22 protein-coding genes are annotated in these 19,317 nt (G+C 65.7%); 12 read left to right on the forward strand and 10 right to left on the reverse strand.

Translation table 11 applies throughout. The features are described from left to right. Positions 1-10 precede the first annotated feature (10 nt). From H3H51_RS03620 to rph, 3 genes are all read right to left on the reverse strand, one after another. Positions 11-958 (reverse strand): DUF808 domain-containing protein, encoded by a 948-nt coding sequence (locus H3H51_RS03620; protein WP_183087644.1) that lies wholly within the window; start codon positions 956-958, stop codon positions 11-13. Between the two features lie 69 nt (positions 959-1,027). Further along, positions 1,028-1,393, reverse strand: a complete 366-nt coding sequence (locus H3H51_RS03625; protein ID WP_183087645.1) for a DUF4870 domain-containing protein — start codon at positions 1,391-1,393, stop codon at positions 1,028-1,030. Between the two features lie 24 nt (positions 1,394-1,417). Then, the gene (gene rph, locus H3H51_RS03630) at positions 1,418-2,137 is read right to left on the reverse strand and encodes a ribonuclease PH (protein ID WP_183087646.1); all 720 of its coding nucleotides are present in this window, start codon (positions 2,135-2,137) and stop codon (positions 1,418-1,420) included. Between the two features lie 136 nt (positions 2,138-2,273). Between rph and H3H51_RS03635 the strand changes: the two genes are divergently transcribed. The 6 genes from H3H51_RS03635 (at position 2,274) to H3H51_RS03660 (ending at position 7,640) form a co-directional block, all read left to right on the forward strand. After that, complete coding sequence (locus H3H51_RS03635; protein WP_183087647.1) at positions 2,274-3,137, forward strand: YicC/YloC family endoribonuclease; 864 nt, start codon at positions 2,274-2,276, stop codon at positions 3,135-3,137. A 150-nt stretch (positions 3,138-3,287) separates the two neighbouring features. Further along, positions 3,288-3,908, forward strand: coding sequence for a guanylate kinase (gmk, locus tag H3H51_RS03640; protein WP_183087648.1), 621 nt, complete (start codon positions 3,288-3,290; stop codon positions 3,906-3,908). A 104-nt stretch (positions 3,909-4,012) separates the two neighbouring features. Continuing rightward, a complete protein-coding gene (gene rpoZ, locus H3H51_RS03645; RefSeq protein ID WP_173211071.1) occupies positions 4,013-4,276 on the forward strand; it encodes a DNA-directed RNA polymerase subunit omega in 264 nt (87 codons plus the stop codon). Positions 4,277-4,339: 63 nt separating this feature from the next. Further along, complete coding sequence (gene spoT, locus H3H51_RS03650; protein WP_183087649.1) at positions 4,340-6,448, forward strand: bifunctional GTP diphosphokinase/guanosine-3',5'-bis pyrophosphate 3'-pyrophosphohydrolase; 2,109 nt, start codon at positions 4,340-4,342, stop codon at positions 6,446-6,448. A 57-nt stretch (positions 6,449-6,505) separates the two neighbouring features. After that, positions 6,506-6,886: a RidA family protein gene (locus H3H51_RS03655; RefSeq protein WP_183087650.1), complete on the forward strand. Its 381-nt coding sequence runs from the start codon at positions 6,506-6,508 to the stop codon at positions 6,884-6,886. 19 nt (positions 6,887-6,905) lie between these two features. Then, positions 6,906-7,640, forward strand: coding sequence for a putative periplasmic lipoprotein (locus H3H51_RS03660; protein ID WP_183087651.1), 735 nt, complete (start codon positions 6,906-6,908; stop codon positions 7,638-7,640). Between the two features lie 3 nt (positions 7,641-7,643). Here the strand turns inward: H3H51_RS03660 and H3H51_RS03665 are convergent, their stop codons facing one another. The 3 genes from H3H51_RS03665 to H3H51_RS03675 form a co-directional block, all read right to left on the reverse strand. After that, positions 7,644-8,258 carry a LysE family translocator gene (locus H3H51_RS03665; RefSeq protein WP_183087652.1) on the reverse strand — a complete coding sequence of 205 codons (615 nt, stop codon included), beginning with the start codon at positions 8,256-8,258 and terminating at the stop codon, positions 7,644-7,646. Between the two features lie 66 nt (positions 8,259-8,324). Next, positions 8,325-9,131 carry an AraC family transcriptional regulator gene (locus tag H3H51_RS03670; protein ID WP_183087653.1) on the reverse strand — a complete coding sequence of 269 codons (807 nt, stop codon included), beginning with the start codon at positions 9,129-9,131 and terminating at the stop codon, positions 8,325-8,327. Then, entirely contained in the window at positions 9,128-9,976 is an 849-nt protein-coding gene (locus H3H51_RS03675; RefSeq protein ID WP_183087654.1) for an NAD-dependent epimerase/dehydratase family protein, read from the reverse strand. The genes H3H51_RS03670 and H3H51_RS03675 overlap by 4 nt, the downstream gene beginning before the upstream one ends. Before the next feature lie 188 nt (positions 9,977-10,164). Here H3H51_RS03675 and exbB point away from each other — a divergent pair, with 188 nt between their 5' ends. From exbB to H3H51_RS03705, 6 genes are all read left to right on the forward strand, one after another. Then, a complete protein-coding gene (gene exbB, locus H3H51_RS03680) occupies positions 10,165-11,124 on the forward strand; it encodes a tonB-system energizer ExbB (RefSeq protein WP_183087655.1) in 960 nt (319 codons plus the stop codon). Between the two features lie 3 nt (positions 11,125-11,127). Next, on the forward strand, positions 11,128-11,553 hold the full coding sequence (exbD, locus tag H3H51_RS03685) for a TonB system transport protein ExbD (RefSeq protein ID WP_183087656.1): 426 nt from the start codon (positions 11,128-11,130) through the stop codon (positions 11,551-11,553). Continuing rightward, positions 11,550-12,257: an energy transducer TonB gene (locus tag H3H51_RS03690; protein ID WP_183087657.1), complete on the forward strand. Its 708-nt coding sequence runs from the start codon at positions 11,550-11,552 to the stop codon at positions 12,255-12,257. The genes exbD and H3H51_RS03690 overlap by 4 nt, the downstream gene beginning before the upstream one ends. A 263-nt stretch (positions 12,258-12,520) precedes the next feature. Beyond that, complete coding sequence (locus H3H51_RS03695; protein ID WP_183087658.1) at positions 12,521-13,450, forward strand: hydrogen peroxide-inducible genes activator; 930 nt, start codon at positions 12,521-12,523, stop codon at positions 13,448-13,450. After that, on the forward strand, positions 13,447-15,522 hold the full coding sequence (gene recG / locus H3H51_RS03700) for an ATP-dependent DNA helicase RecG (RefSeq protein ID WP_183087659.1): 2,076 nt from the start codon (positions 13,447-13,449) through the stop codon (positions 15,520-15,522). The genes H3H51_RS03695 and recG overlap by 4 nt, the downstream gene beginning before the upstream one ends. A 103-nt stretch (positions 15,523-15,625) precedes the next feature. Further along, on the forward strand, positions 15,626-17,035 hold the full coding sequence (locus tag H3H51_RS03705) for an aminoacyl-tRNA deacylase and HDOD domain-containing protein (RefSeq protein WP_183087660.1): 1,410 nt from the start codon (positions 15,626-15,628) through the stop codon (positions 17,033-17,035). Between the two features lie 57 nt (positions 17,036-17,092). Here the strand turns inward: H3H51_RS03705 and H3H51_RS03710 are convergent, their stop codons facing one another. The 4 genes from H3H51_RS03710 to H3H51_RS03725 all read right to left on the reverse strand — a co-directional run bounded on the left by H3H51_RS03710 (position 17,093) and on the right by H3H51_RS03725 (position 19,207). Further along, entirely contained in the window at positions 17,093-17,821 is a 729-nt protein-coding gene (locus H3H51_RS03710) for a hypothetical protein (protein ID WP_183087661.1), read from the reverse strand. 72 nt (positions 17,822-17,893) lie between these two features. Next, complete coding sequence (locus H3H51_RS03715; RefSeq protein WP_183087662.1) at positions 17,894-18,292, reverse strand: SCP2 sterol-binding domain-containing protein; 399 nt, start codon at positions 18,290-18,292, stop codon at positions 17,894-17,896. A gap of 131 nt (positions 18,293-18,423) precedes the next feature. Then, a complete protein-coding gene (locus H3H51_RS03720; protein WP_021218870.1) occupies positions 18,424-18,696 on the reverse strand; it encodes an HU family DNA-binding protein in 273 nt (90 codons plus the stop codon). Positions 18,697-19,039: 343 nt separating this feature from the next. Further along, complete coding sequence (locus H3H51_RS03725) at positions 19,040-19,207, reverse strand: rubredoxin (protein WP_068827612.1); 168 nt, start codon at positions 19,205-19,207, stop codon at positions 19,040-19,042. Positions 19,208-19,317 lie beyond the last annotated feature (110 nt).

Here is a 19,317-nt window from a genome sequence, read left to right on the forward strand (position 1 = left end):
ACGGCCAACCTCAGTTGGCCGTTTTGCCGCGCAGTGCACGCCAAGCCTTGCCAACCACGCTGACCAGCCCCAGCACCAGCGCACCGACCACGATGCCGAACAGCGCATCGATCAGGGTGGGCGCCAGCAGCGCCAGAACCCCGCCGACAGCCACCAGACCGCCAATCGCTTCGACCCAGTGATGAATCAGCTCATGGGCACCGGGGATGCCGTGGGTGAGGATGCCGCCCCCGACCATGAACATGGCCGCAGTACCCACCACCGACAGCAGCTTCATCAGCCACGGCGCCAACCACAGGATGCCGCGCCCCAGTGCCTGCACCAGCGCACTGGCACGCTGACTGAGGTAGAGCCCGGCGTCGTCCAGCTTGACGATGCCGGCAACCAGACCGTACACACCAACCGTCATCAGCAGCGCGATGCCGGACAGCACCGTTACCTGCTGAATGAAGGGCTGCGCCGCCACCACACCCAGGGTGATGGCGATAATTTCCGCAGACAGTACGAAGTCGGTGCGCACCGCGCCCTTGATCTTGTCCTTCTCGAAAACCTGCATGTCCACGGCCGGATCGGCCAAGGCCTGGATGTGCTCGGCATGCTGCTCCGCACCCGCGTCCTGGCTGTGCAGATACTTGTGCGCCAGCTTCTCGAAGCCCTCGAAGCACAGGAAGGCGCCACCCAGCATCAGCAGGGGCGTCACCAGCCAGGGCGCAAAGGCACTGATCAGCAACGCCGCCGGCACCAGGATCAACTTGTTGATCATCGACCCCTTGGCCACCGCCCAGACCACCGGCAACTCGCGGTCGGCCTTGACCCCGCTGACCTGCTGCGCGTTCAGCGCCAGGTCGTCGCCCAGCACACCGGCGGTTTTCTTCGCCGCCACCTTGGTCATCACCGAGACGTCGTCCAGCACGCTGGCGATGTCATCGAGCAGGGCTAATAGATTGGCTCCGGCCACGTCAGGTTTCCTTACTTAACAGAGGGGATGGAACGGCCGGCCCCGAGCGGGGCCGGCATGGCGCAACGCCTATTTGACCAGGCGCCAGCACAGGGGATAGCGATAGAGCTTGCCTTCATTGGCCTTAATCCCGGCAATGATGGTCAGCACCAGTGCGGCCAGGCCGAGCAGCGGCAGGAGCAGGAAACCGATCACCACCACCGCCAGCAGCATGCACACCAGTGCTGCGATGGACACGGTGATATGGAAGTTCAGCGCCTCCTTGCCCTGATCATCGACGAAGGGATCGAGATCGCGCTTGAGCTGCCAGACGATCAGCGGCCCCAATATGTTGCCAAAGGGAATCAGCAGGCCGATGAACGCCGCGAAGTGGCAGAACATCGCCCACTGGCGGGCTTCCTGGCTCGGGGTTGGGGAAGGGCTCTGCTCATCCATGGTCGCGCTCCATCAAGGGAAAGGTCAGTCAGCCAGCGCTGCACGCTGCAGTTCGAACAGTTCGCGCATGCCCTGCTGGGCCAGTGCCAGCATGGCAGTCAGTTCTTCCGGCTGGAAGGGGGCGCCTTCGGCGGTGCCCTGCACTTCGATGAAACCACCGGCGTCGGTCATCACCACGTTGAGGTCGGTTTCGGCAGCGGAGTCTTCCAGGTAATCCAGGTCCAGCACCGGCTCACCCTGATAGATGCCCACGGACACCGCGGCAACCATCTGCTTGAGCGGCTCGCCTTTCAGGGAGCCACGTTTCTTCAGCACTTTCAGTGCATCGGCCAGGGCCACCATGGCGCCGGTGATGGACGCGGTACGGGTACCACCGTCAGCCTGAATTACGTCGCAGTCGATATAGATGGTGTTCTCGCCCAGCTTGCTCATGTCCAGCGCGGCGCGCAGCGAGCGGCCGATCAGGCGCTGGATCTCCAGGGTACGACCGCCCTGCTTGCCACGACTGGCTTCGCGCTGGTTACGGTCGCCGGTGGCGCGCGGCAGCATGCCGTATTCGGCAGTCAGCCAGCCCTGGCCCTGGCCCTTGAGGAAACGCGGCACGCCGGACTCCACACTGGCGGTGCAGATCACCTTGGTATCGCCGAACTCGACCAGCACCGAACCCTCGGCATGCTTGGTGTAGTTGCGGGTGATGCGCACGGAGCGCAACTGGGTGGAGGCACGGCCACTGGGACGTTTCATCTGCTATTACCTGTTGAGAGCGGGATATCTGCCGGCATTATAGGGCCGCCACCCCGCCCGCGACATGCCAGATTGGGCCGCCCGACACACTGCGCTACAATCCGCCGCCTTATCGTTCATTCCAAGAGGTCTCCCCATGGTGCATAGCATGACCGCCTTCGCCCGCGTCGAAGGGGCCGGTGCCCACGGCACCCTGAGCTGGGAACTGCGCTCGGTCAACCATCGCTACCTGGAGCCGCACCTGCGCCTGCCGGACGCCTTCCGCGACCTCGAAGGCGCGGTGCGCGAAGCCCTGCGCCAGGGCCTGTCGCGCGGCAAGGTGGAATGCACCCTGCGTTTCGCCGAGGAAAACACCGGCAAGAGCCTGCAGGTCGATAGCGAGCGCGCCCGTCAACTGATCAGCGCCGCCGAAAGCGTCGCCGCCCTGATCCAACAACCGGCGCCGCTCAATCCGCTGGAAGTGCTGGCCTGGCCCGGCGTGCTGGTGGCCGACGCGGCCGATCCGCAAGCCCTGAATGCCGCCGCACTGGCCCTGTTCAACCAGGCCCTGAGCGAGCTGAAGAACGGCCGCGGCCGCGAAGGCACCGAACTGGCCAAGCTGCTCAGCGAGCGCCTGGACAACATCACCGCGGAAGTCGCCGCCCTGCGCGAGCTGGTCCCGCTGATGCTGGCCAACCAGCGGCAGAAGATCCTCGATCGTTGCGCCGAGATGCAGGCCGAACTGGATCCGCAGCGCCTGGAGCAGGAACTGGTGGTGCTCGCGCAGAAGAGCGACGTGGCCGAAGAGCTCGACCGCCTGAGCACCCATGTCGGCGAAGTGCGCCGCGTGCTCAAGGCCGGCGGCGCTGCCGGCCGACGCCTGGACTTCCTCATGCAGGAACTCAACCGCGAAGCCAACACGCTCGGCTCCAAGGCCTTCGACACCCGCAGCACCCAGGCCGCGGTCAACCTCAAGGTGCTAATCGAGCAGATGCGCGAGCAAGTACAGAACATCGAGTAAAAGCTGCTGCGCTAGGACATGCCGCGTTGAAATCAGGCTCAAAAGCTCATTTACACTCGTAAACTCCGCTTTCTCACCTGATTTCGCCTTGCCTGTCCGTCGCTCGCTACGCTTTACGCATTAGTCCAATTGGTCACTCGGGTACAAGACATGACCGTTACCACCGGCACCCTCTACATCGTTTCCGCGCCCTCCGGCGCCGGCAAGACCAGCCTGGTCAAGGCCCTGCTCGACAGCGAGCCGCATATCCGCGTCTCGGTCTCGCACACCACCCGCGCCATGCGCCCGGGCGAAACCAACGGGGTCAACTACCACTTCGTCAGCCGCGAGCAGTTCACCGCGATGCTCGACCACAATGACTTCCTCGAGCACGCCCAGGTGTTCGACAACCTCTACGGCACCTCGCAGCAATGGGTCGAGAAGACCCTCGCCGAGGGCTTCGACCTGATCCTCGAGATCGACTGGCAAGGCGCCCAGCAGGTACGCAAGCTGATGCCCCAGGCCAAATCCATCTTCATCCTGCCGCCGACCCAGGAGGCCTTGCGCCATCGCCTGACCAACCGCGGCCAGGACAGCAGCGAGATCATCGAGCGGCGCATGCACGACGCGGTCAGCGAGATGAGCCACTATGTCGAGTACGACTACCTGGTGATCAACGACGATTTCGCCCATGCCCTAAGCGACTTGAAGGCGATTTTCCGCGCCAACAAGCTGCGCCAGGAGCCCCAGCAGCAACGCCACGCCGGCCTGCTCAGCGAGCTGTTGGTCTGAGGACAGGCCGATAGGGCTTCCCTTAGTGCTGGTGATTTTTTAGACTATCCAGTCCGCTTGCCCATATGGGCCCAGCTTTTTTGCTATTTGCCACGAGGTACACCATGGCCCGCGTTACCGTTGAAGACTGCCTGGACAACGTAGATAACCGTTTTGAGCTGGTCATGCTGGCCACCAAGCGTTCCCGTCAACTGGCCACCGGCGGCAAAGAGCCCAAGGTAGCTTGGGAAAATGACAAGCCGACCGTAGTTGCCCTGCGTGAAATCGCTGCCGGCCTGGTCGATTACGACGTCATCGCGCAAGATGACCTGGTCGAAGAAGAACCCTTCTTCGCTGCCCTCGAGGACGAGGCTAACGAGCCTCTGTAAGCCTATGCCTGGTCGAAGTCACGCGGCGCCGGGTCACATGCCTGCACGGCAGGGGGTAACACCTTGCCGAGCATAGACAGCCTCGCCGATAGACTTTCGACCTACTTGGCCGCGGATCAGGTGAACCTGGTTCGCCGCGCCTACTTCTACGCCGAACAAGCCCACGACGGCCAACGCCGCCGCAGCGGCGAAGCCTACGTCACCCATCCCCTGGCAGTTGCCAACATCCTCGCCGACATGCACATGGACCATCAGAGCCTGATGGCCGCGATGCTGCACGACGTGATCGAGGACACCGGCATCGCCAAGGAAGCCCTGCACGCGCAGTTTGGCGAAACCGTGGCCGAGCTGGTCGATGGGGTCAGCAAACTGACCCAGATGGACTTCCAGTCCAAGGCCGAGGCGCAGGCCGAGAACTTCCAGAAGATGGCCATGGCCATGGCCCGCGACATCCGCGTGATCCTGGTCAAGCTGGCCGACCGCCTGCACAACATGCGTACCCTGGAAGTGCTGTCCGGCGAGAAGCGCCGGCGTATCGCCAAGGAAACCCTGGAAATCTACGCCCCCATCGCCAACCGCCTGGGCATGCACAGCATGCGCGTGGAATTCGAGGACCTGGGCTTCAAGGCCATGCACCCGATGCGTTCCGAGCGCATCCGCACCGCGGTCAAGCGCGCGCGCGGCAACCGCAAGGAAATCGTCAACAAGATCGAGGAATCGCTCACCGCCTGCCTGCAGCGTGAAGGCATGGAAGGCGTGGTGATCGGCCGCGAGAAGCACCTCTACAGCATCTACCAGAAGATGCGCGGCAAGCGTCGGGCGTTCAACGAGATCATGGACGTCTACGCCTTCCGCATCGTGGTCGACAAGGTCGACACCTGCTACCGCGTGCTCGGCGCCGTGCACAACCTGTACAAGCCCCTGCCCGGCCGCTTTAAGGACTACATCGCGATCCCCAAGGCCAACGGTTACCAGTCGCTGCATACCACGTTGTTCGGCATGCACGGCGTACCGATCGAGATCCAGATCCGTACCCGCGAGATGGAAGAGCTGGCCAACAACGGCATCGCCGCGCACTGGCTGTACAAGTCCAATGAAGACGAGCAGCCCAAGGGCAGCCACGCCCGCGCCCGCCAGTGGGTCAAAGGCATCCTCGAACTGCAGCAGCGCGCCGGCAACTCGCTGGAATTCATCGAGAGCGTGAAGATCGACCTGTTTCCGGACGAGGTCTACGTGTTCACGCCCAAGGGCCGCATCATGGAGCTGCCGAAGGGCTCCACTGCGGTCGACTTCGCCTATGCGGTGCATACCGACGTCGGCAACAGCTGCATCGCCTGCCGCATCAACCGCCGCCTGGCGCCGCTGTCGCAGGCCCTGGAAAGCGGTTCGACCGTGGAAATCGTCACCGCGCCCGGCGCCCGGCCGAACCCGGCGTGGCTCAACTTCGTGGTCACCGGCAAGGCGCGCACGCATATCCGCCATGCGCTCAAGCTGCAGCGCCGCTCCGAGTCGATCAACCTCGGCGAGCGCCTGCTGAACAAGGTGCTGGCCGGCTTTGGCCGCCACCTCGACTCGCTGCCGGTGGAGCGCATCCAGGCCGTGCTCGACGAATACCGCCTGGAGCTGACCGAGGACCTGCTGGAAGACATCGGCCTGGGCAACCGCATGGCCTACGTGGTCGCCCGGCGCATGCTCGCCAGCGAAGGCGAGGAGCCTCCAAGTGCCCAAGGCCCGCTGGCGATTCGCGGCACCGAGGGTCTGGTGCTGAGCTACGCCAAGTGCTGCACGCCGATCCCCGGCGACCCGATCGTCGGTCACCTGTCCGCCGGCAAGGGCATGGTGGTGCACCTGGACAGCTGCCGGAACATCAGCGAGATCCGCCACAACCCGGAAAAATGCATCCAGCTCAACTGGGCCAAGGATGTCGCCGGCGAATTCAACGTCGAACTGCGCGTCGAGCTGGAACACCAGCGCGGCCTGATCGCCCTGCTGGCCAGCAGCGTCAACGCCGCCGACGGCAACATCGAGAAGATCAGCATGGACGAGCGCGACGGCCGCATCAGCGTGGTCCAGCTGGTCGTCAGCGTGCACGACCGCGTGCACCTGGCCCGCGTGATCAAGAAACTGCGCGCGCTGACCGGGGTGATCCGCATCACCCGCATGCGCGCCTGACCCCTTTGTGTCGCGGCAACCCGGCCGCGCAACCCTCTCAATAACAAGGAGCTCACCATGAGCAAGAGCGTCATCAGCAGCGACAAAGCCCCAGCCGCCATTGGCACCTACTCCCAGGCCATCAAGGCCGGCAACACCGTCTACCTGTCCGGGCAGATCCCGCTGGACCCGAAAACCATGGAGCTGGTGCAGGGCTTCGAAGAGCAGACCGTACAGGTGTTCGAGAACCTCAAGGCGGTGATCGAGGCTGCCGGCGGCTCGTTCAAGGACGTGGTCAAGCTGAACATCTTCCTCACCGACCTGGCTCACTTCGCCAAGGTCAATGAAGTCATGGGCCGCTACTTCGAACAGCCCTACCCGGCCCGCGCCGCCATCGGTGTCGCCTCGCTGCCGCGCGGTTCGCTGGTGGAAATGGACGGCATCCTGGTGCTCGACTGATCCCACCAGAGAGCCCGCCATGCGCCAGCTTGCCTGCCTCCTGTTCGCCACTGCCTTGCTCACCGGCTGCGCCAGCCAACCCGGCAGCCCGGACGGGGTGTGGATCAACCAGCCGGTGATCGACGCTGCCCGCGAGGGCGGCTCGTTGCGCGAGGCCCTGCTGGCCTACGGCCCGAACCTGGAATGGCAGGTCGACAGCACGCGCGGCCTGGCCACCTACAGCAATGGCTTTGAGCTCGGCGAAGGTCGACTGGTGGCCCAGGAACCGGGGCACTGGCGGGTCGACTACCCAGGCGACTATCACGAGCAGCTCAGCCTGCAGGATGGTCACCTGTTGCAGCAGGCCAGCGACAACAGCCCCGAGCAGCGCTTCAGCAAACCGCAGCAAGCGGCCAGCGAGGGCGCACCGCCGGGCAGCAGCTTCGAATGGGCGCTGTACGACGCTTATCTGGGCGGCACCTGGAAGATCCGCGAAGGTGTCGGCGAAGGCGGCCTGGTGCTGTTCCATCCGGACGGCAGCCTCGAAGGCTTTCCCGGCGCCGAGCGCTACGCCCTGTGCCTGGCCGGCGACTGCGCGTCGATGAGTGGCGACCACGACAGCCTGTGGCTGCAACTCGGCCAGCAGGGCAATGTGTGGATCTTCCAGCGCGATGGCGACCAGCTGCGCATCCTCCAGGCCCTCAATCGCGCCCAGGCGGACGAAGTGCCGGACTTCCAACCGGGCCCACAAACCTGGTTGCTGGAACGCGATTAACCGCTAGCCCAGCAGCAGGCAGACGCCCAGCACCAGCAAGCAACCGCCACACAGGCGATCCAGCCAGGCAACATGACGGCGCAGCCAGTTGCGCCAGCGCGCCTGGCCCAGCAGGCGGATCAGCAGCAGATCCCAACCCAGCACCACCAGCGTCATCCACAGCACACACAGGGCCAACGCCCAGCCCGGCATAGCCGCGTCACGCAGCAGACCGAACAGCCCGGCGTAGAAGATCGGCAGCTTGGGATTCAGGCTGCTGGCCAGCACCCCCTGCCACAAGCCAGTCCACCACACGCCTCCTGGCGCCTGTGCTGCTGCATCGGGCAGCACCAGTTGGCGCCGCGCCAGCAGCGCTGCAACGCCCAGCCAGATGAAATAGCCACCGCCCAGCCACTGCAGCACCTGCCAGAGCCCGCTCTGCCGGCCCGCCAGCAGCTGCAGCGCGGCCAGCACCAGCAGCATGCTCAGCAGGTTGGCCAGGGCGATACCGGCCGCGCAGCCGTCGGCCTGGGCCCGGCCCTTGAGCAGGGCATTGCGCAGCAACAGGACGAAATCCGGCCCGGGCGACAGCAGGGCAGCGAAATGGGTACCGGCAACCAACAGGAACAGGGCGAGCATCGAGACACCTCCAGCGAACTGGCCAGCAGTCTCAACGCCCCACAGGCGCCATGTATTGGAAGAAACTCAGGCGTGCAGGCCGCGCTGGAAGCGCCCCGGTGTCACGCCGGTGAAGCGCCGGAACGTCGTCGAAAAATGCGCCTGGTCGTAGAAGCCCAGGCTCAGCGCCACCTCCACCAAGGGCTCATCGGCCAACAGACGGCGCTTGGCCTCACGCACCCGGCGCTGCAGCAGATAGGTGTGCGGCGGCACGCCGTAGCAGCGACGGAAGGCTTCGATCAGGTGCCGCGGATGGCGCTGCAGCAAGACGCCGAGTTGCTCCAGGCTGAGCGCTTCGCGGTAGTGCGCCTCCAGGTAGTCGCGCAGGCGTGCCGTTACCCCGCCATCGCGCGGTGCAGGTGCCAGGGCGCGCAAGCCGCCGTGGCGCACGAACACCTGCTCGAGCAGGCTCAGCAGTTCGGTTTCCAGCGCCAGGCAATCCTGCCGCTCGAACTCGACAGCCACGCGGGCCAGGCCAGCCGCCACCGCACCATCGTCGCTCGGATTGAGCTCGGCAAAGCCACGCGGCAGGCGTTTGCGACCAAGCAGCGCCGGCAGGCGCGCTTCCTCGATATAGAGCATGCGGTAGACCAGACGCGACGACTCGGCGTGCCCGGTATGCGGCTCCTGCGGGTTCATCAGCGACAGATGCCCGGCCGGAATGGCATGCCGCGCGCCCCGGCACTGATAGCCACCGACGCCGGAGAGAATGGCGCCAATGGCAAAGGCATCATGGCTGTGGCGGCCGAAGGGCTGGCCGGAAAAATCCGCATGGAACAGCTCGACGCCCGGCAACCGCGCATTGGCCAACAGCCGGTTGGCGTCTGCGCTCACATGTCCGCCAGGAGCGCCGCGTAGCCTTCGCGGTAGCTGGGGTACTGCGGCGCCCAGCCCAGCGCGCGCGCGCGGGCATTGCTGCAGCGCTTGCTGCCGGAACGGCGCACCGTCTGCTGCTCGCTCCAGTGACTGACACCGAGCTGCCCGCGCAGCCAGCCAACCACCTCGTGCAACGCCGCCGGCTCGTTATCCACGCCAATGTAGATGTCGTCCAGCGTCACACCGCGCGCGTCGGCCTGCAGCAGGAAGGCCAGCAGGGCTGCCGCATCGTCGGCATGGATGCGGTTGCCGTACAGCGGCGGCTCGCTGGCCACCCGATAGCCCTCGCGCACCTGCGTGAGCAGCCACTCGCGGCCCGGGCCGTAGATGCCAGTCAGGCGCACCACGCTGGCCGCCAGGCCGCTCTGCAGCGCCAGTTGTTCGGCCTCGCGCATGATCCTCCCGGAATAGCCCTGCGCCTCGGCCGGCGCGGTTTCGTCGATCCACTCGCCGCCCTGCTGGCCATACACGCTGCTGCTGGAGACGAACAGCACCCGGCGCGGACGCTGGCCATGCTCGGCCAGCCAGGCCAGCACATGGCGCAGGCCCTCGACATAGGCCAGTTGATAGCCGGCCTCGTCGTGCTGGGTAGCGGCGGCGCAGTACACCAGGTAGTCCAGTTCGCCGGTGGGCCAGCTCGCCGGGCAGGCCGCTTCATGCAGATCACCGGCCACCGGCAGCACGCAGGATGGCAACTGACTGACATCGCGACGCAGGCCGTGCACCTGCCAGCCGGCCGCTGCCAGTTGCTCGGCCAGACGGCTGCCGACATCGCCGCAACCAGCGATCAGGGAAATGGGCATCAGCTCTACTCCGCGGGGAAAGGCGCAGGGTAGCGCCCGCAGCCAGGCAGGAAAAGCGCCAGGGCATAAGCGCAACCTCAATGAGAAATACTTTCATTAGCAGGCAAACCTTGCAATAATTCACATCTCTCGCCCGGCAGCCCACCACAGTTGCCAGCTTCCCTACACGTTTTCCAGGTCAGGCCAGCATGAAATCCATCGCCTTCCGTGCCCACTGCGCCGCAGCTCTGCTTTGCAGCCTGCTGCTGGTTCCCAGCGCTTATGCCGACGAGCCGACGCCCGCCGACGCCGTGCAAACGCCGCCAGCCGTCACTGCCGAAGCCCCTGCTGCAGCCGATGCCGGCGCAATCCCGGCCGTCGATGCCAACGCTGCGCCCGCCGCACCGGGTGATGTCGCCCTGGAAGGCGAAGAAGCAGTCCTGGCCGAAGAAGAAGGCCTGATGCACGACCTGACGCCCTGGGGCATGTACCAGAACGCCGACGTGGTGGTGAAAGCCGTGATGATCGGCCTGATGCTGGCCTCGGTCCTGACCTGGACCATCTGGATCGCCAAGAGCATCGAGCTGATCACCAGCCGCCGCCGCCTGCGCCGCGAACTGGGCGATCTGAAAGGCGCGCGCAACCTCAACCAGGCCGCCGAACAGGCCCGCGCCAAGCACAGCTTCAGCGCCCTGCTGATCGACGATGCGCGCGAGGAGCTCAAGCTCTCCGCCGGCAGCAAGGAAAAGGACGGCATCAAGGAACGCGTCAGCTTCCGCCTCGAGCGCCTGGTCGCCGCTTGCGGCCGCGACATGAGCCACGGCACCGGCGTACTCGCCACCATCGGCTCCGTCGCACCCTTCGTCGGTCTGTTCGGTACCGTCTGGGGCATCATGAACAGCTTCATCGGCATCGCCAAATCGCAGACCACCAACCTCGCCGTGGTCGCCCCGGGTATCGCCGAAGCCCTGCTGGCCACCGCCCTGGGCCTGGTCGCTGCGATTCCGGCCGTGGTTATCTACAACGTCTTCGCCCGCTCCATCGCCAGCTACAAGGCCCAGGTGGCCGACGCCTCGGCCCAGGTCCTGCTGCTGGTCAGCCGTGATCTCGACCTGCCGGTCGCCAGCAGCGAGCGCGCCGCGCAGCCGCACATGGTCAAGGCGGTCTGAGACATGGGTCTGCATCTGAACGAAGGTGGCGACGATCTCCAGGAAAACCACGAGATCAACGTCACCCCTTTCATCGACGTGATGCTGGTGCTGCTGATCATCTTCATGGTCGCCGCCCCACTGGCCACCGTCGATGTGAAGATCGATCTGCCGGCGTCTACCGCCAAGCCCGCGCCACGCCCGGACAAGCCGATCTACCTGAGCATCAAGGAAGACAACAGCCTGTTCCTCGACAACGAGGAGGTCGATCCGGCCCTGCTCGGCGCGACCCTGGACAAGCTGACCAAGGCCGACAAGGACAAGACCATCTTCGTCCGTGGCGACAAGGGCGTGGACTACGGCGACCTGATGGAAGTCATGGATAACCTGCGCGGTGCCGGTTACCTGAAGATCGGCCTGGTTGGCCTGGAAACGGTCGGCGCACAATGAATTCAACCGCTCGCCTGCCTTTCTGGGGCGTGAGCCTGCTCGTCGTCATCGGCCTGCATGCCGCGCTGTTCTTCTGGGCATTGTTCTGGCACGCCAAGGCCGTTCCCCTGGAACTGCCGCCGGCGGCCATGATGATCGAACTGGAGCCGCTCGCTGCGCTGCCCAAGCCGGTTCCGCCGCCAACCCCAGTGGTCAAGCCGGTCGAGCCCGAGCCGCAACCGAAGATCATCGAAGCGCCCAAGCCGAAGATCGTCATCGCCAAGCCCAAGCCGCGCCCCAAGCCGAAACCGCAGGAGCCCAAGCCTGAGGTCAAGCCCGAGCCGACACCGCCACAGGACGTGCCGACCGTCGCCAAAGACGAAAAGGCTGCGGCCCCGCAACAGGCACCCGTCAGTGCGCCGACCCAGGCTCAGGTCAGCTGGCAGAGCAAGCTGCTCGGTCACCTGGCCAAGTACAAGCGCTACCCGGAAGACGCCCGCCGCCGCGGCCTCGAAGGGGTCAACCGCCTGCGCTTCGTGCTCGATGCCAACGGCAAGGTGCTGTCGTTCTCCCTGGTCGGCCGCTCCGGCAGCGCCTCGCTGGACCGCGCCACCCTGGAAATGATCCGCCGCGCCCAGCCACTGCCGGCACCGCCGGCGGACATGCTGCAGAACGGCGAACTGGAGATCGTGGCGCCCTTCGTCTACTCGCTGGATCGCCGCTAAGCACCCGCTCACGCCCCCTGTAGGGTGGATCGCGCGCCATCGATCCGCCGAGCGGCGCCAAGGTGGATGAGAAAAGCGTCATCCACCCTACGGTGAAACCGTCGCTGATCACGCCTCCTGCAACGGGCCCTTTTCGCGAATACCCTGCCCCGGGTTTTCATGGACAGGGCCCGTTGTCATTTTCCATCCGCCAGCAGCTCTAGAGCAGTTGGTTCCATTGAAGACAGCCGCTATGCTTGGGCGCATCTCAATGGATAAAGACTATGACCCTCACCGAACTGCGCTACATCGTCACCCTCGCCCAGGAGCAGCATTTCGGGCGGGCCGCCGAGCGTTGCCATGTCAGCCAGCCGACCCTCTCGGTGGGGGTGAAGAAGCTCGAGGACGAGCTCGGCGTGCTGATCTTCGAGCGCAGCAAGAGCGCGGTGCGCCTGACCCCGGTCGGTGAAGGCATCGTCACCCAGGCGCAGAAGGTGCTGGAGCAGGCCCAGGGCATCCGCGAACTGGCCCAGGCCGGCAAGAACCAGCTGACCGCGCCGCTGAAGATCGGCGCCATCTACACCGTCGGTCCGTACCTGTTCCCGCACCTGATCCCGCAGCTGCACCGGGTCGCCCCGGACATGCCGCTGTATATCGAGGAAAACTTCACCCACATCCTGCGCGACAAGCTGCGCACCGGTGAGCTGGACGCGATCATCATCGCCCTGCCGTTCCAGGAAGCCGATGTGCTGACCAAACCGCTGTATGACGAGCCGTTCTACGTGCTGCTGCCGGCCAATCACCCGTGGACCGCCAAGGAGCACATCGACGCCAGCCTGCTCAACGACAAGAGCCTGCTGCTGCTCGGCGAAGGCCACTGCTTCCGCGACCAGGTGCTGGAAGCCTGCCCGGCCACGCGCAAGACCGAAGAGAACAAGCACACCACCATCGAGTCCAGCTCGCTGGAAACCATTCGCCACATGGTCGCCTCCGGCCTGGGCATCTCGATCCTGCCGTTCTCCGCAGTGGACAGCCATCACTACGCCCCCGGCGTGATCGAAGTACGCCCGCTGACCCCACCGGTGCCCTACCGCACCGTGGCCATCGCCTGGCGCGCCAGCTTCCCACGACCGAAAGCCATCGAAATCCTCGCCGACTCGATCCGCCTCTGCTCGGTCGCCGCCCGCCCGCAAGGCCAAACCCTGCCGGCATGACCGAACTGGCTCAGGTACCGGTCACCGCGCTCAAGGGAGTGGGCGCGGCACTGGCGGAAAAACTCGCCAAGGTCGGCCTGGAAACCCTGCAGGACGTGCTTTTCCACTTGCCCCTGCGCTACCAGGATCGCACCCGCGTGGTGCCGATCGGCGCCTTGCGCCCCGGCCAGGACGCGGTGATCGAGGGTGTGGTGGCCGGCGCCGATGTCGCTATGGGCAAGCGCCGCAGCCTGCTGGTGCGCCTGCAGGATGGCACCGGCACCCTCAGCCTGCGCTTCTACCACTTCAGCCAGGCCCAGCGTGACGGCCTCAAACGTGGCACCCATGTGCGCTGCTACGGCGAGGCGCGCCCCGGTGCTTCCGGCCTGGAGATCTACCACCCGGAATACCGCACCCTCGGCAACGACGAAGTGGCGCCGGTGGAACAGACCCTGACGCCGATTTACCCGACCACCGAAGGCCTCACCCAGCAACGCCTGCGCAGCCTCAGCCAACTGGCCCTGGCGCGCCTTGGCCCGCACAGCCTGCCCGACTGGCTGCCCGCCGAACTGGCGCGCGACTATCGCCTCGGCGCGCTGGATGAAGCCATTCGCTACCTGCACCGGCCACCGCCGGATGCCGACCTGGAAGAGCTCGCCGAGGGCCGCCACTGGGCCCAGCACCGCCTGGCCTTCGAGGAGCTGCTGACCCACCAGCTGTCACTCCAGCGCCTGCGCGAACAGGTGCGCGCCCAGCAGGCGCCACGCCTGCCGGTGGCCAAACGCCTGCCGCAATTGTTCCTGCAGAACCTCGGCTTCCAGCCCACCGGCGCGCAGCAGCGGGTCGGCGCGGAAATCGCCTACGACCTGTCCCAGGACGAACCCATGCTGCGCCTGGTGCAAGGCGACGTGGGGGCCGGCAAAACCGTGGTCGCCGCCCTCGCCGCCCTGCAGGCCCTGGAGGCCGGTTACCAAGTGGCGCTGATGGCGCCCACCGAGATCCTCGCCGAGCAGCACTTCATCAACTTCACCCGCTGGCTTGAGCCGCTGGGCATCGAGGTCGCCTGGCTGGCCGGCAAGCTCAAGGGCAAGGCCCGCGCCGCCGCGCTGGAGCAAATCGCCAGCGGCACGCCGATGGTGGTCGGCACCCACGCGCTGTTCCAGGAAGAAGTGCAGTTCAAGCGCCTGGCCCTGGCGATCATCGACGAGCAGCACCGTTTCGGTGTGCAGCAGCGCCTGGCCCTGCGCCAGAAAGGCATCAATGGCCGCCTGTGCCCGCACCAGTTGATCATGACCGCCACACCGATTCCGCGGACCCTGGCGATGAGCGCCTACGCCGACCTCGACACCTCGATCCTCGACGAGCTGCCGCCCGGACGCACGCCGGTGAATACCCTGGTGATCGCCGACAGCCGCCGCATCGAAGTGGTCGAGCGCGTGCGCATCGCCTGCCGCGAGGGGCGCCAGGCCTATTGGGTGTGCACGCTGATCGAGGAATCCGAAGAGCTCACCTGCCAGGCCGCCGAAACCAGTTTCGAAGAACTCACCGCCGCCCTCGGCGAGCTGCGCGTGGGCCTGATCCACGGGCGCATGAAGCCGGCCGAGAAGGCCGCGGTGATGGACCAGTTCAAGCGTGGCGAACTGCAACTGCTGGTCGCCACCACGGTGATCGAGGTCGGCGTCGACGTGCCCAACGCCAGCCTGATGATCATCGAGAACCCCGAGCGCCTCGGCCTGGCGCAACTGCACCAGCTGCGCGGCCGGGTCGGCCGGGGCAGCGCCGCCAGCCACTGCGTGCTGCTCTATCACGCGCCGCTGTCGCAAATGGGCCGCGAGCGCCTGGCGATCATGCGCGAGACCTGCGACGGCTTCGTCATCGCCGAGAAGGACCTGGAGCTGCGCGGCCCCGGCGAAATGCTTGGCACCCGCCAGACCGGCCTGCTGCAATTCAAGGTCGCCGACCTGATGCGCGACGCCGACCTGCTGCCGGCCGTGCGTGACGCCGCGCAGGCGCTGCTGGCATCCTGGCCGCAACACGTCAGCCCGCTGCTCGAACGCTGGCTGCGCCATGGCCAGCAATACGGCCAAGTGTGATCAAATCGACAGCGCGCCGTTGGTCACCTGTCCGACGGCCGAGCAGCGTTCTCGGGGCGCTGGTTATACTCAGCCGCAGTAGTTCCTCAGTTGGATGTCACCCATGACCGAAGTTGCACTCGCTCCCGACTCCGCCCCGCACCCACCGGCGGTGATTCTGCAGTTGCTGGAAAAACTCGGCGTGGCCTGCCACATCCGCCACGATCATCACGCCCTGCCGGCCTCGCGCCGGGTCCAGGTGGCCTTGCTCGACGACGCCGTCGGCGCGCTGCTGGTGCTGTTTCCGCAGAGCCTGCTGCTCGACCTCAACCGCCTGGCCGAGCTGACCGGGCGCAAGCTCGCCGCGGTCAAGCCCGAGCGCCTGGAGCGCATGCTGGCCAAGCACAGCCTGGGCATCCTGCCGGGCCTGCCGCCGCTGACCAGCTCGCCCTGCCTGTATGACGAACGCATGCTGCAGGAAGACAGCCTGCTGGTGGAATCCGGCACGCCCGGCGTGCTGCTGGAAATCAGCAGCGAAGCGTTCAAGAGCATCCTCCTGAGCAAGGCCAGTGCCGCCCGCTTCGGCGAGCCGGTGGTGGCGATCAAGCCCAACCTGGACCGCCCGGACGACGACCGCGCGGAAATCACCCAGGCCGTGCAGGCCTTCACCGCCCGCCGCATCCAGCAACGCCTGGAAGAAACCATCGAGATTCCGCCGCTGCCGGAAACCGCGCAGAAGATCATCAAACTGCGTGTCGACCCGGACGCCACCGTGGATGACATCACCGGCGTGGTCGAGACCGACCCGGCGCTGGCCGCCCAGGTGGTCAGCTGGGCCGCTTCGCCCTACTACGCCGCGCCGGGCAAGATCCGCTCGGTGGAAGACGCCATCGTCCGCGTGCTGGGCTTCGACCTGGTGATCAACCTGGCCCTCGGCCTGGCCCTGGGCAAGACCCTGAGCCTGCCCAAAGACCAGCCGCAACAGGCCACACCGTACTGGCAACAGGCGATCTACAGCGCCGCCGTGATCGAAGGCCTGACTCGCGCCATGCCGCGCGCCCAGCGCCCGGAAGCCGGCCTGACCTACCTCGCCGGGTTGCTGCACAACTTCGGCTACCTGGTCCTCGCCCACGTGTTCCCGCCGCACTTCTCGCTGATCTGCCGGCACCTGGAGGTCAACCCGCACCTGCCGGCCAGCTACATCGAGCAGCACCTGCTGGGTATCTCCCGCGAGCAGATCGGTGCCTGGCTGATGCGTTTCTGGGACATGCCGGAAGAGCTCGCCACCGCCCTGCGCTTCCAGCACGACCCGGACTACGACGGCGCCCACAGTGCCTACCCGAACCTGGTGTGCCTGGCCGTCAGCCTGCTGCGCAACCGCGGCATCGGCAGCGGCCCGCAGAGCGAGATCCCCGACAGCCTGTTCGAACGCCTGGGCATCAGCCGTGACAAGGCCGACGACGCGCTGAACAAGGTGCTGCAGGCGGAAGTGGCCCTGCGCGAGCTGGCCTCGCAGTTCAACCATCCGCACTGAGAAACGCGCGCAGCAAAAAGGGGCCCAAGGGCCCCTTTTTTCATGCCTGGCGAATGCCTACTTGAGCTTCGCCCGACGTGCCGCGAACAGCGTGGGCAAGGCCTTGGCGCTGGCCTCGAGCACGGCACGCAACGGCGCCTGCTCGTAGAGCGCCGCGTATTCGCCAAGCTGCGAGCTGGGTGTGCGGCGGTAGGCGTAGAGCATGAAGGCTTCCACGCCGCTGGCGCTTGAGGCGCGCAACGGGGCGACCTGGGCCGTGGTCTGCTCGGTCAGGGCTTTCTCATCGAGGTTCTTGCCGCGGCTGCGCAGGGTCATCAGCGCCTGCGTCTTGCCCACTTCATAACGCAGCAACGTGGCCATCTCGGTGGTGTGCGCCGCCTTGTCCAGGCGCTGCACCAGGGCCAGACGATCCTGGCGCGGCGGGCGCTCGCTCAGTTGCGCACGGTAGGCGCCCAGGCCACCTTCCACACCGACCGCGCGCTCGGCCTCGGTGAAGTGCCGGGCCAGCGGGGTGTTAAGCAACTTCAGCGCCTCATCCACTTGCGCCTTGGACAACTGGCCACTCAACTGGCGCGCCAGATCGGCACACAACGGGCCGGCTGCGAACAGCGTACCCAGCTGCTTCTGCTGCTTGGCTGGCATGCCGCGTTGCAGCAAGGGCGCCGTCTGGGCGCAAAGCAATTGCACACCGGCCAGTTCCAGCACCTGATTCAGCGCCGGATCGACTTCGGCCGCCTGGGCAGTACTGAGGGTAAACAGTAGGGGAATGAGAGTCAGCAGACGCATGCCACGGTTTCCATGGAAAAGACTTTCAGCCTAGCCAATGCCCAAGGCACTGACCAGCTCTGGAACGGGGGCTTAGGCCGCTTTCTTGAGGTCGTTCTTGGTTTTCTTTTTCGGCACGACGTACTTGAGCAGGCCCTGGAACCAGATCACCAGTGCCGGGTTGCCCTGGATCTGGATGTCCTTGTTCTGGATGCCCTGCATGAAGGCCAGCTGCTTGTTCTTCGCCTGCATGGTGGCGAAGCCGTAGGCCGCATCCTTGAAGCCGATGGCGAAGGCCGGCTCGGCGGCGCTACCGGAGCGGCTGGTGACGCGCTGATCCTTGATGATGAACTGGCGGGAGACCTTGCCGTCCAGGGTGTGCAACTGGAACACCAGGTCCTTGCCGGCCAGCTGCTGCTGGAAGTCGGAATTGGTGCGGCTGGCCTTGGCCATCAGGCGGCCCAGCATCCAGAGAAGAAAGCGGAATTTCATGGCGCAGCCTCGAATTGGGTGGGATCGGCGGCGCATTGTAGCGATTTGCAGCGAAGACTACATCTTGTGCAGGCAGAGCGGAGGGGAGCGGGAAAGCAGCCCGGGGCCTGGCGGCCCCGGATGCGAGACGCTTAGTTGACGGCGTCTTTCAGCGATTTGCCAGGCTTGAACGCAACAGTGTTGCTGGCCTTGATCTTCACCGGCTGGCCGGTTTGCGGGTTTTTCCCGGTGCGGGCGCCGCGATGACGCTGCAGGAAGGTGCCGAAACCTACCAGGGTGACGCTGTCCTTGCGGTTCAGGGCGCTGGTGATTTCTTCGAGAACGGCGTTGAGAACGCGGTTGGCCTGGTCTTTGGTCAGATCTGCCTTTTCGGCGATAGCCGCGGCGAGTTCGGGTTTACGCATGAGTTGCCTCTTTGACGGTTTGTTGTTTTTGTGTCCGTGCTGTCCGTCCGGAACAGCGCCCAAGGCGCCGCAACAGCTCTGCGCTGCGGCAGACCGGGGGAGAATGGCACGCCATCCGGCACTGCGCCAGTGCCGCCCGGACGGTTTGCCCGAGCAATCACAAGGCGTTTACGACAGAACGACTGCCATTTGCGCCAGAAGCCCGACAAATCCCCCGCTTCGGCTCCGCGTGTCGCGCGTACAGGCGCACTGAAACCTGACCAGCGGTAGAGGCCACCGCCAACGAAAACGGCGGCCCGCAGGCCGCCGTTTCGAGTCCATCACGCCCCAGCAGGGCTGATGATCAACCGATTTCGATCATCTCGAAGTCGGCCTTGCCCACGCCGCAATCCGGGCACAGCCAGTCGGCCGGCACGTCTTCCCAGCGGGTGCCGGCGGCGATGCCGTCATCCGGCCAGCCCTGGCTTTCGTCGTAGATCAGACCGCACACCACACATTGCCACTTCTTCATCACAGCTACCTCGTCGTTCGGGCTACAGGATCTGCCTCTGCGGGCAGCGGCCTGGTCAAAAAATCAGCAGGCTTTGTACTGGCCTGCGCGCCGCGGCGCAAGCCCCAGTC

Origin of the sequence: Aquipseudomonas ullengensis (assembly GCF_014174475.1) — a bacterium.
GTDB lineage: Bacteria > Pseudomonadota > Gammaproteobacteria > Pseudomonadales > Pseudomonadaceae > Aquipseudomonas > Aquipseudomonas ullengensis.

Bases quoted from the DNA above. Each gene is read 5' to 3' on its own strand.
- H3H51_RS03625 (WP_183087645.1), bottom strand. From the start codon at position 1,393: ATGGATGAGCAGAGCCCTTCCCCAACCCCGAGCCAGGAAGCCCGCCAG.
- rph (WP_183087646.1), bottom strand. From the start codon at position 2,137: ATGAAACGTCCCAGTGGCCGTGCCTCCACCCAGTTGCGCTCCGTGCGC.
- H3H51_RS03635 (WP_183087647.1), top strand. From the start codon at position 2,274: ATGGTGCATAGCATGACCGCCTTCGCCCGCGTCGAAGGGGCCGGTGCC.
- gmk (WP_183087648.1), top strand. From the start codon at position 3,288: ATGACCGTTACCACCGGCACCCTCTACATCGTTTCCGCGCCCTCCGGC.
- rpoZ (WP_173211071.1), top strand. From the start codon at position 4,013: ATGGCCCGCGTTACCGTTGAAGACTGCCTGGACAACGTAGATAACCGT.
- H3H51_RS03655 (WP_183087650.1), top strand. From the start codon at position 6,506: ATGAGCAAGAGCGTCATCAGCAGCGACAAAGCCCCAGCCGCCATTGGC.
- H3H51_RS03660 (WP_183087651.1), top strand. From the start codon at position 6,906: ATGCGCCAGCTTGCCTGCCTCCTGTTCGCCACTGCCTTGCTCACCGGC.
- H3H51_RS03665 (WP_183087652.1), bottom strand. From the start codon at position 8,258: ATGCTCGCCCTGTTCCTGTTGGTTGCCGGTACCCATTTCGCTGCCCTG.
- H3H51_RS03675 (WP_183087654.1), bottom strand. From the start codon at position 9,976: ATGCCCATTTCCCTGATCGCTGGTTGCGGCGATGTCGGCAGCCGTCTG.
- exbB (WP_183087655.1), top strand. From the start codon at position 10,165: ATGAAATCCATCGCCTTCCGTGCCCACTGCGCCGCAGCTCTGCTTTGC.
- exbD (WP_183087656.1), top strand. From the start codon at position 11,128: ATGGGTCTGCATCTGAACGAAGGTGGCGACGATCTCCAGGAAAACCAC.
- H3H51_RS03690 (WP_183087657.1), top strand. From the start codon at position 11,550: ATGAATTCAACCGCTCGCCTGCCTTTCTGGGGCGTGAGCCTGCTCGTC.
- H3H51_RS03695 (WP_183087658.1), top strand. From the start codon at position 12,521: ATGACCCTCACCGAACTGCGCTACATCGTCACCCTCGCCCAGGAGCAG.
- recG (WP_183087659.1), top strand. From the start codon at position 13,447: ATGACCGAACTGGCTCAGGTACCGGTCACCGCGCTCAAGGGAGTGGGC.
- H3H51_RS03705 (WP_183087660.1), top strand. From the start codon at position 15,626: ATGACCGAAGTTGCACTCGCTCCCGACTCCGCCCCGCACCCACCGGCG.
- H3H51_RS03710 (WP_183087661.1), bottom strand. From the start codon at position 17,821: ATGCGTCTGCTGACTCTCATTCCCCTACTGTTTACCCTCAGTACTGCC.
- H3H51_RS03715 (WP_183087662.1), bottom strand. From the start codon at position 18,292: ATGAAATTCCGCTTTCTTCTCTGGATGCTGGGCCGCCTGATGGCCAAG.
- H3H51_RS03720 (WP_021218870.1), bottom strand. From the start codon at position 18,696: ATGCGTAAACCCGAACTCGCCGCGGCTATCGCCGAAAAGGCAGATCTG.
- H3H51_RS03725 (WP_068827612.1), bottom strand. From the start codon at position 19,207: ATGAAGAAGTGGCAATGTGTGGTGTGCGGTCTGATCTACGACGAAAGC.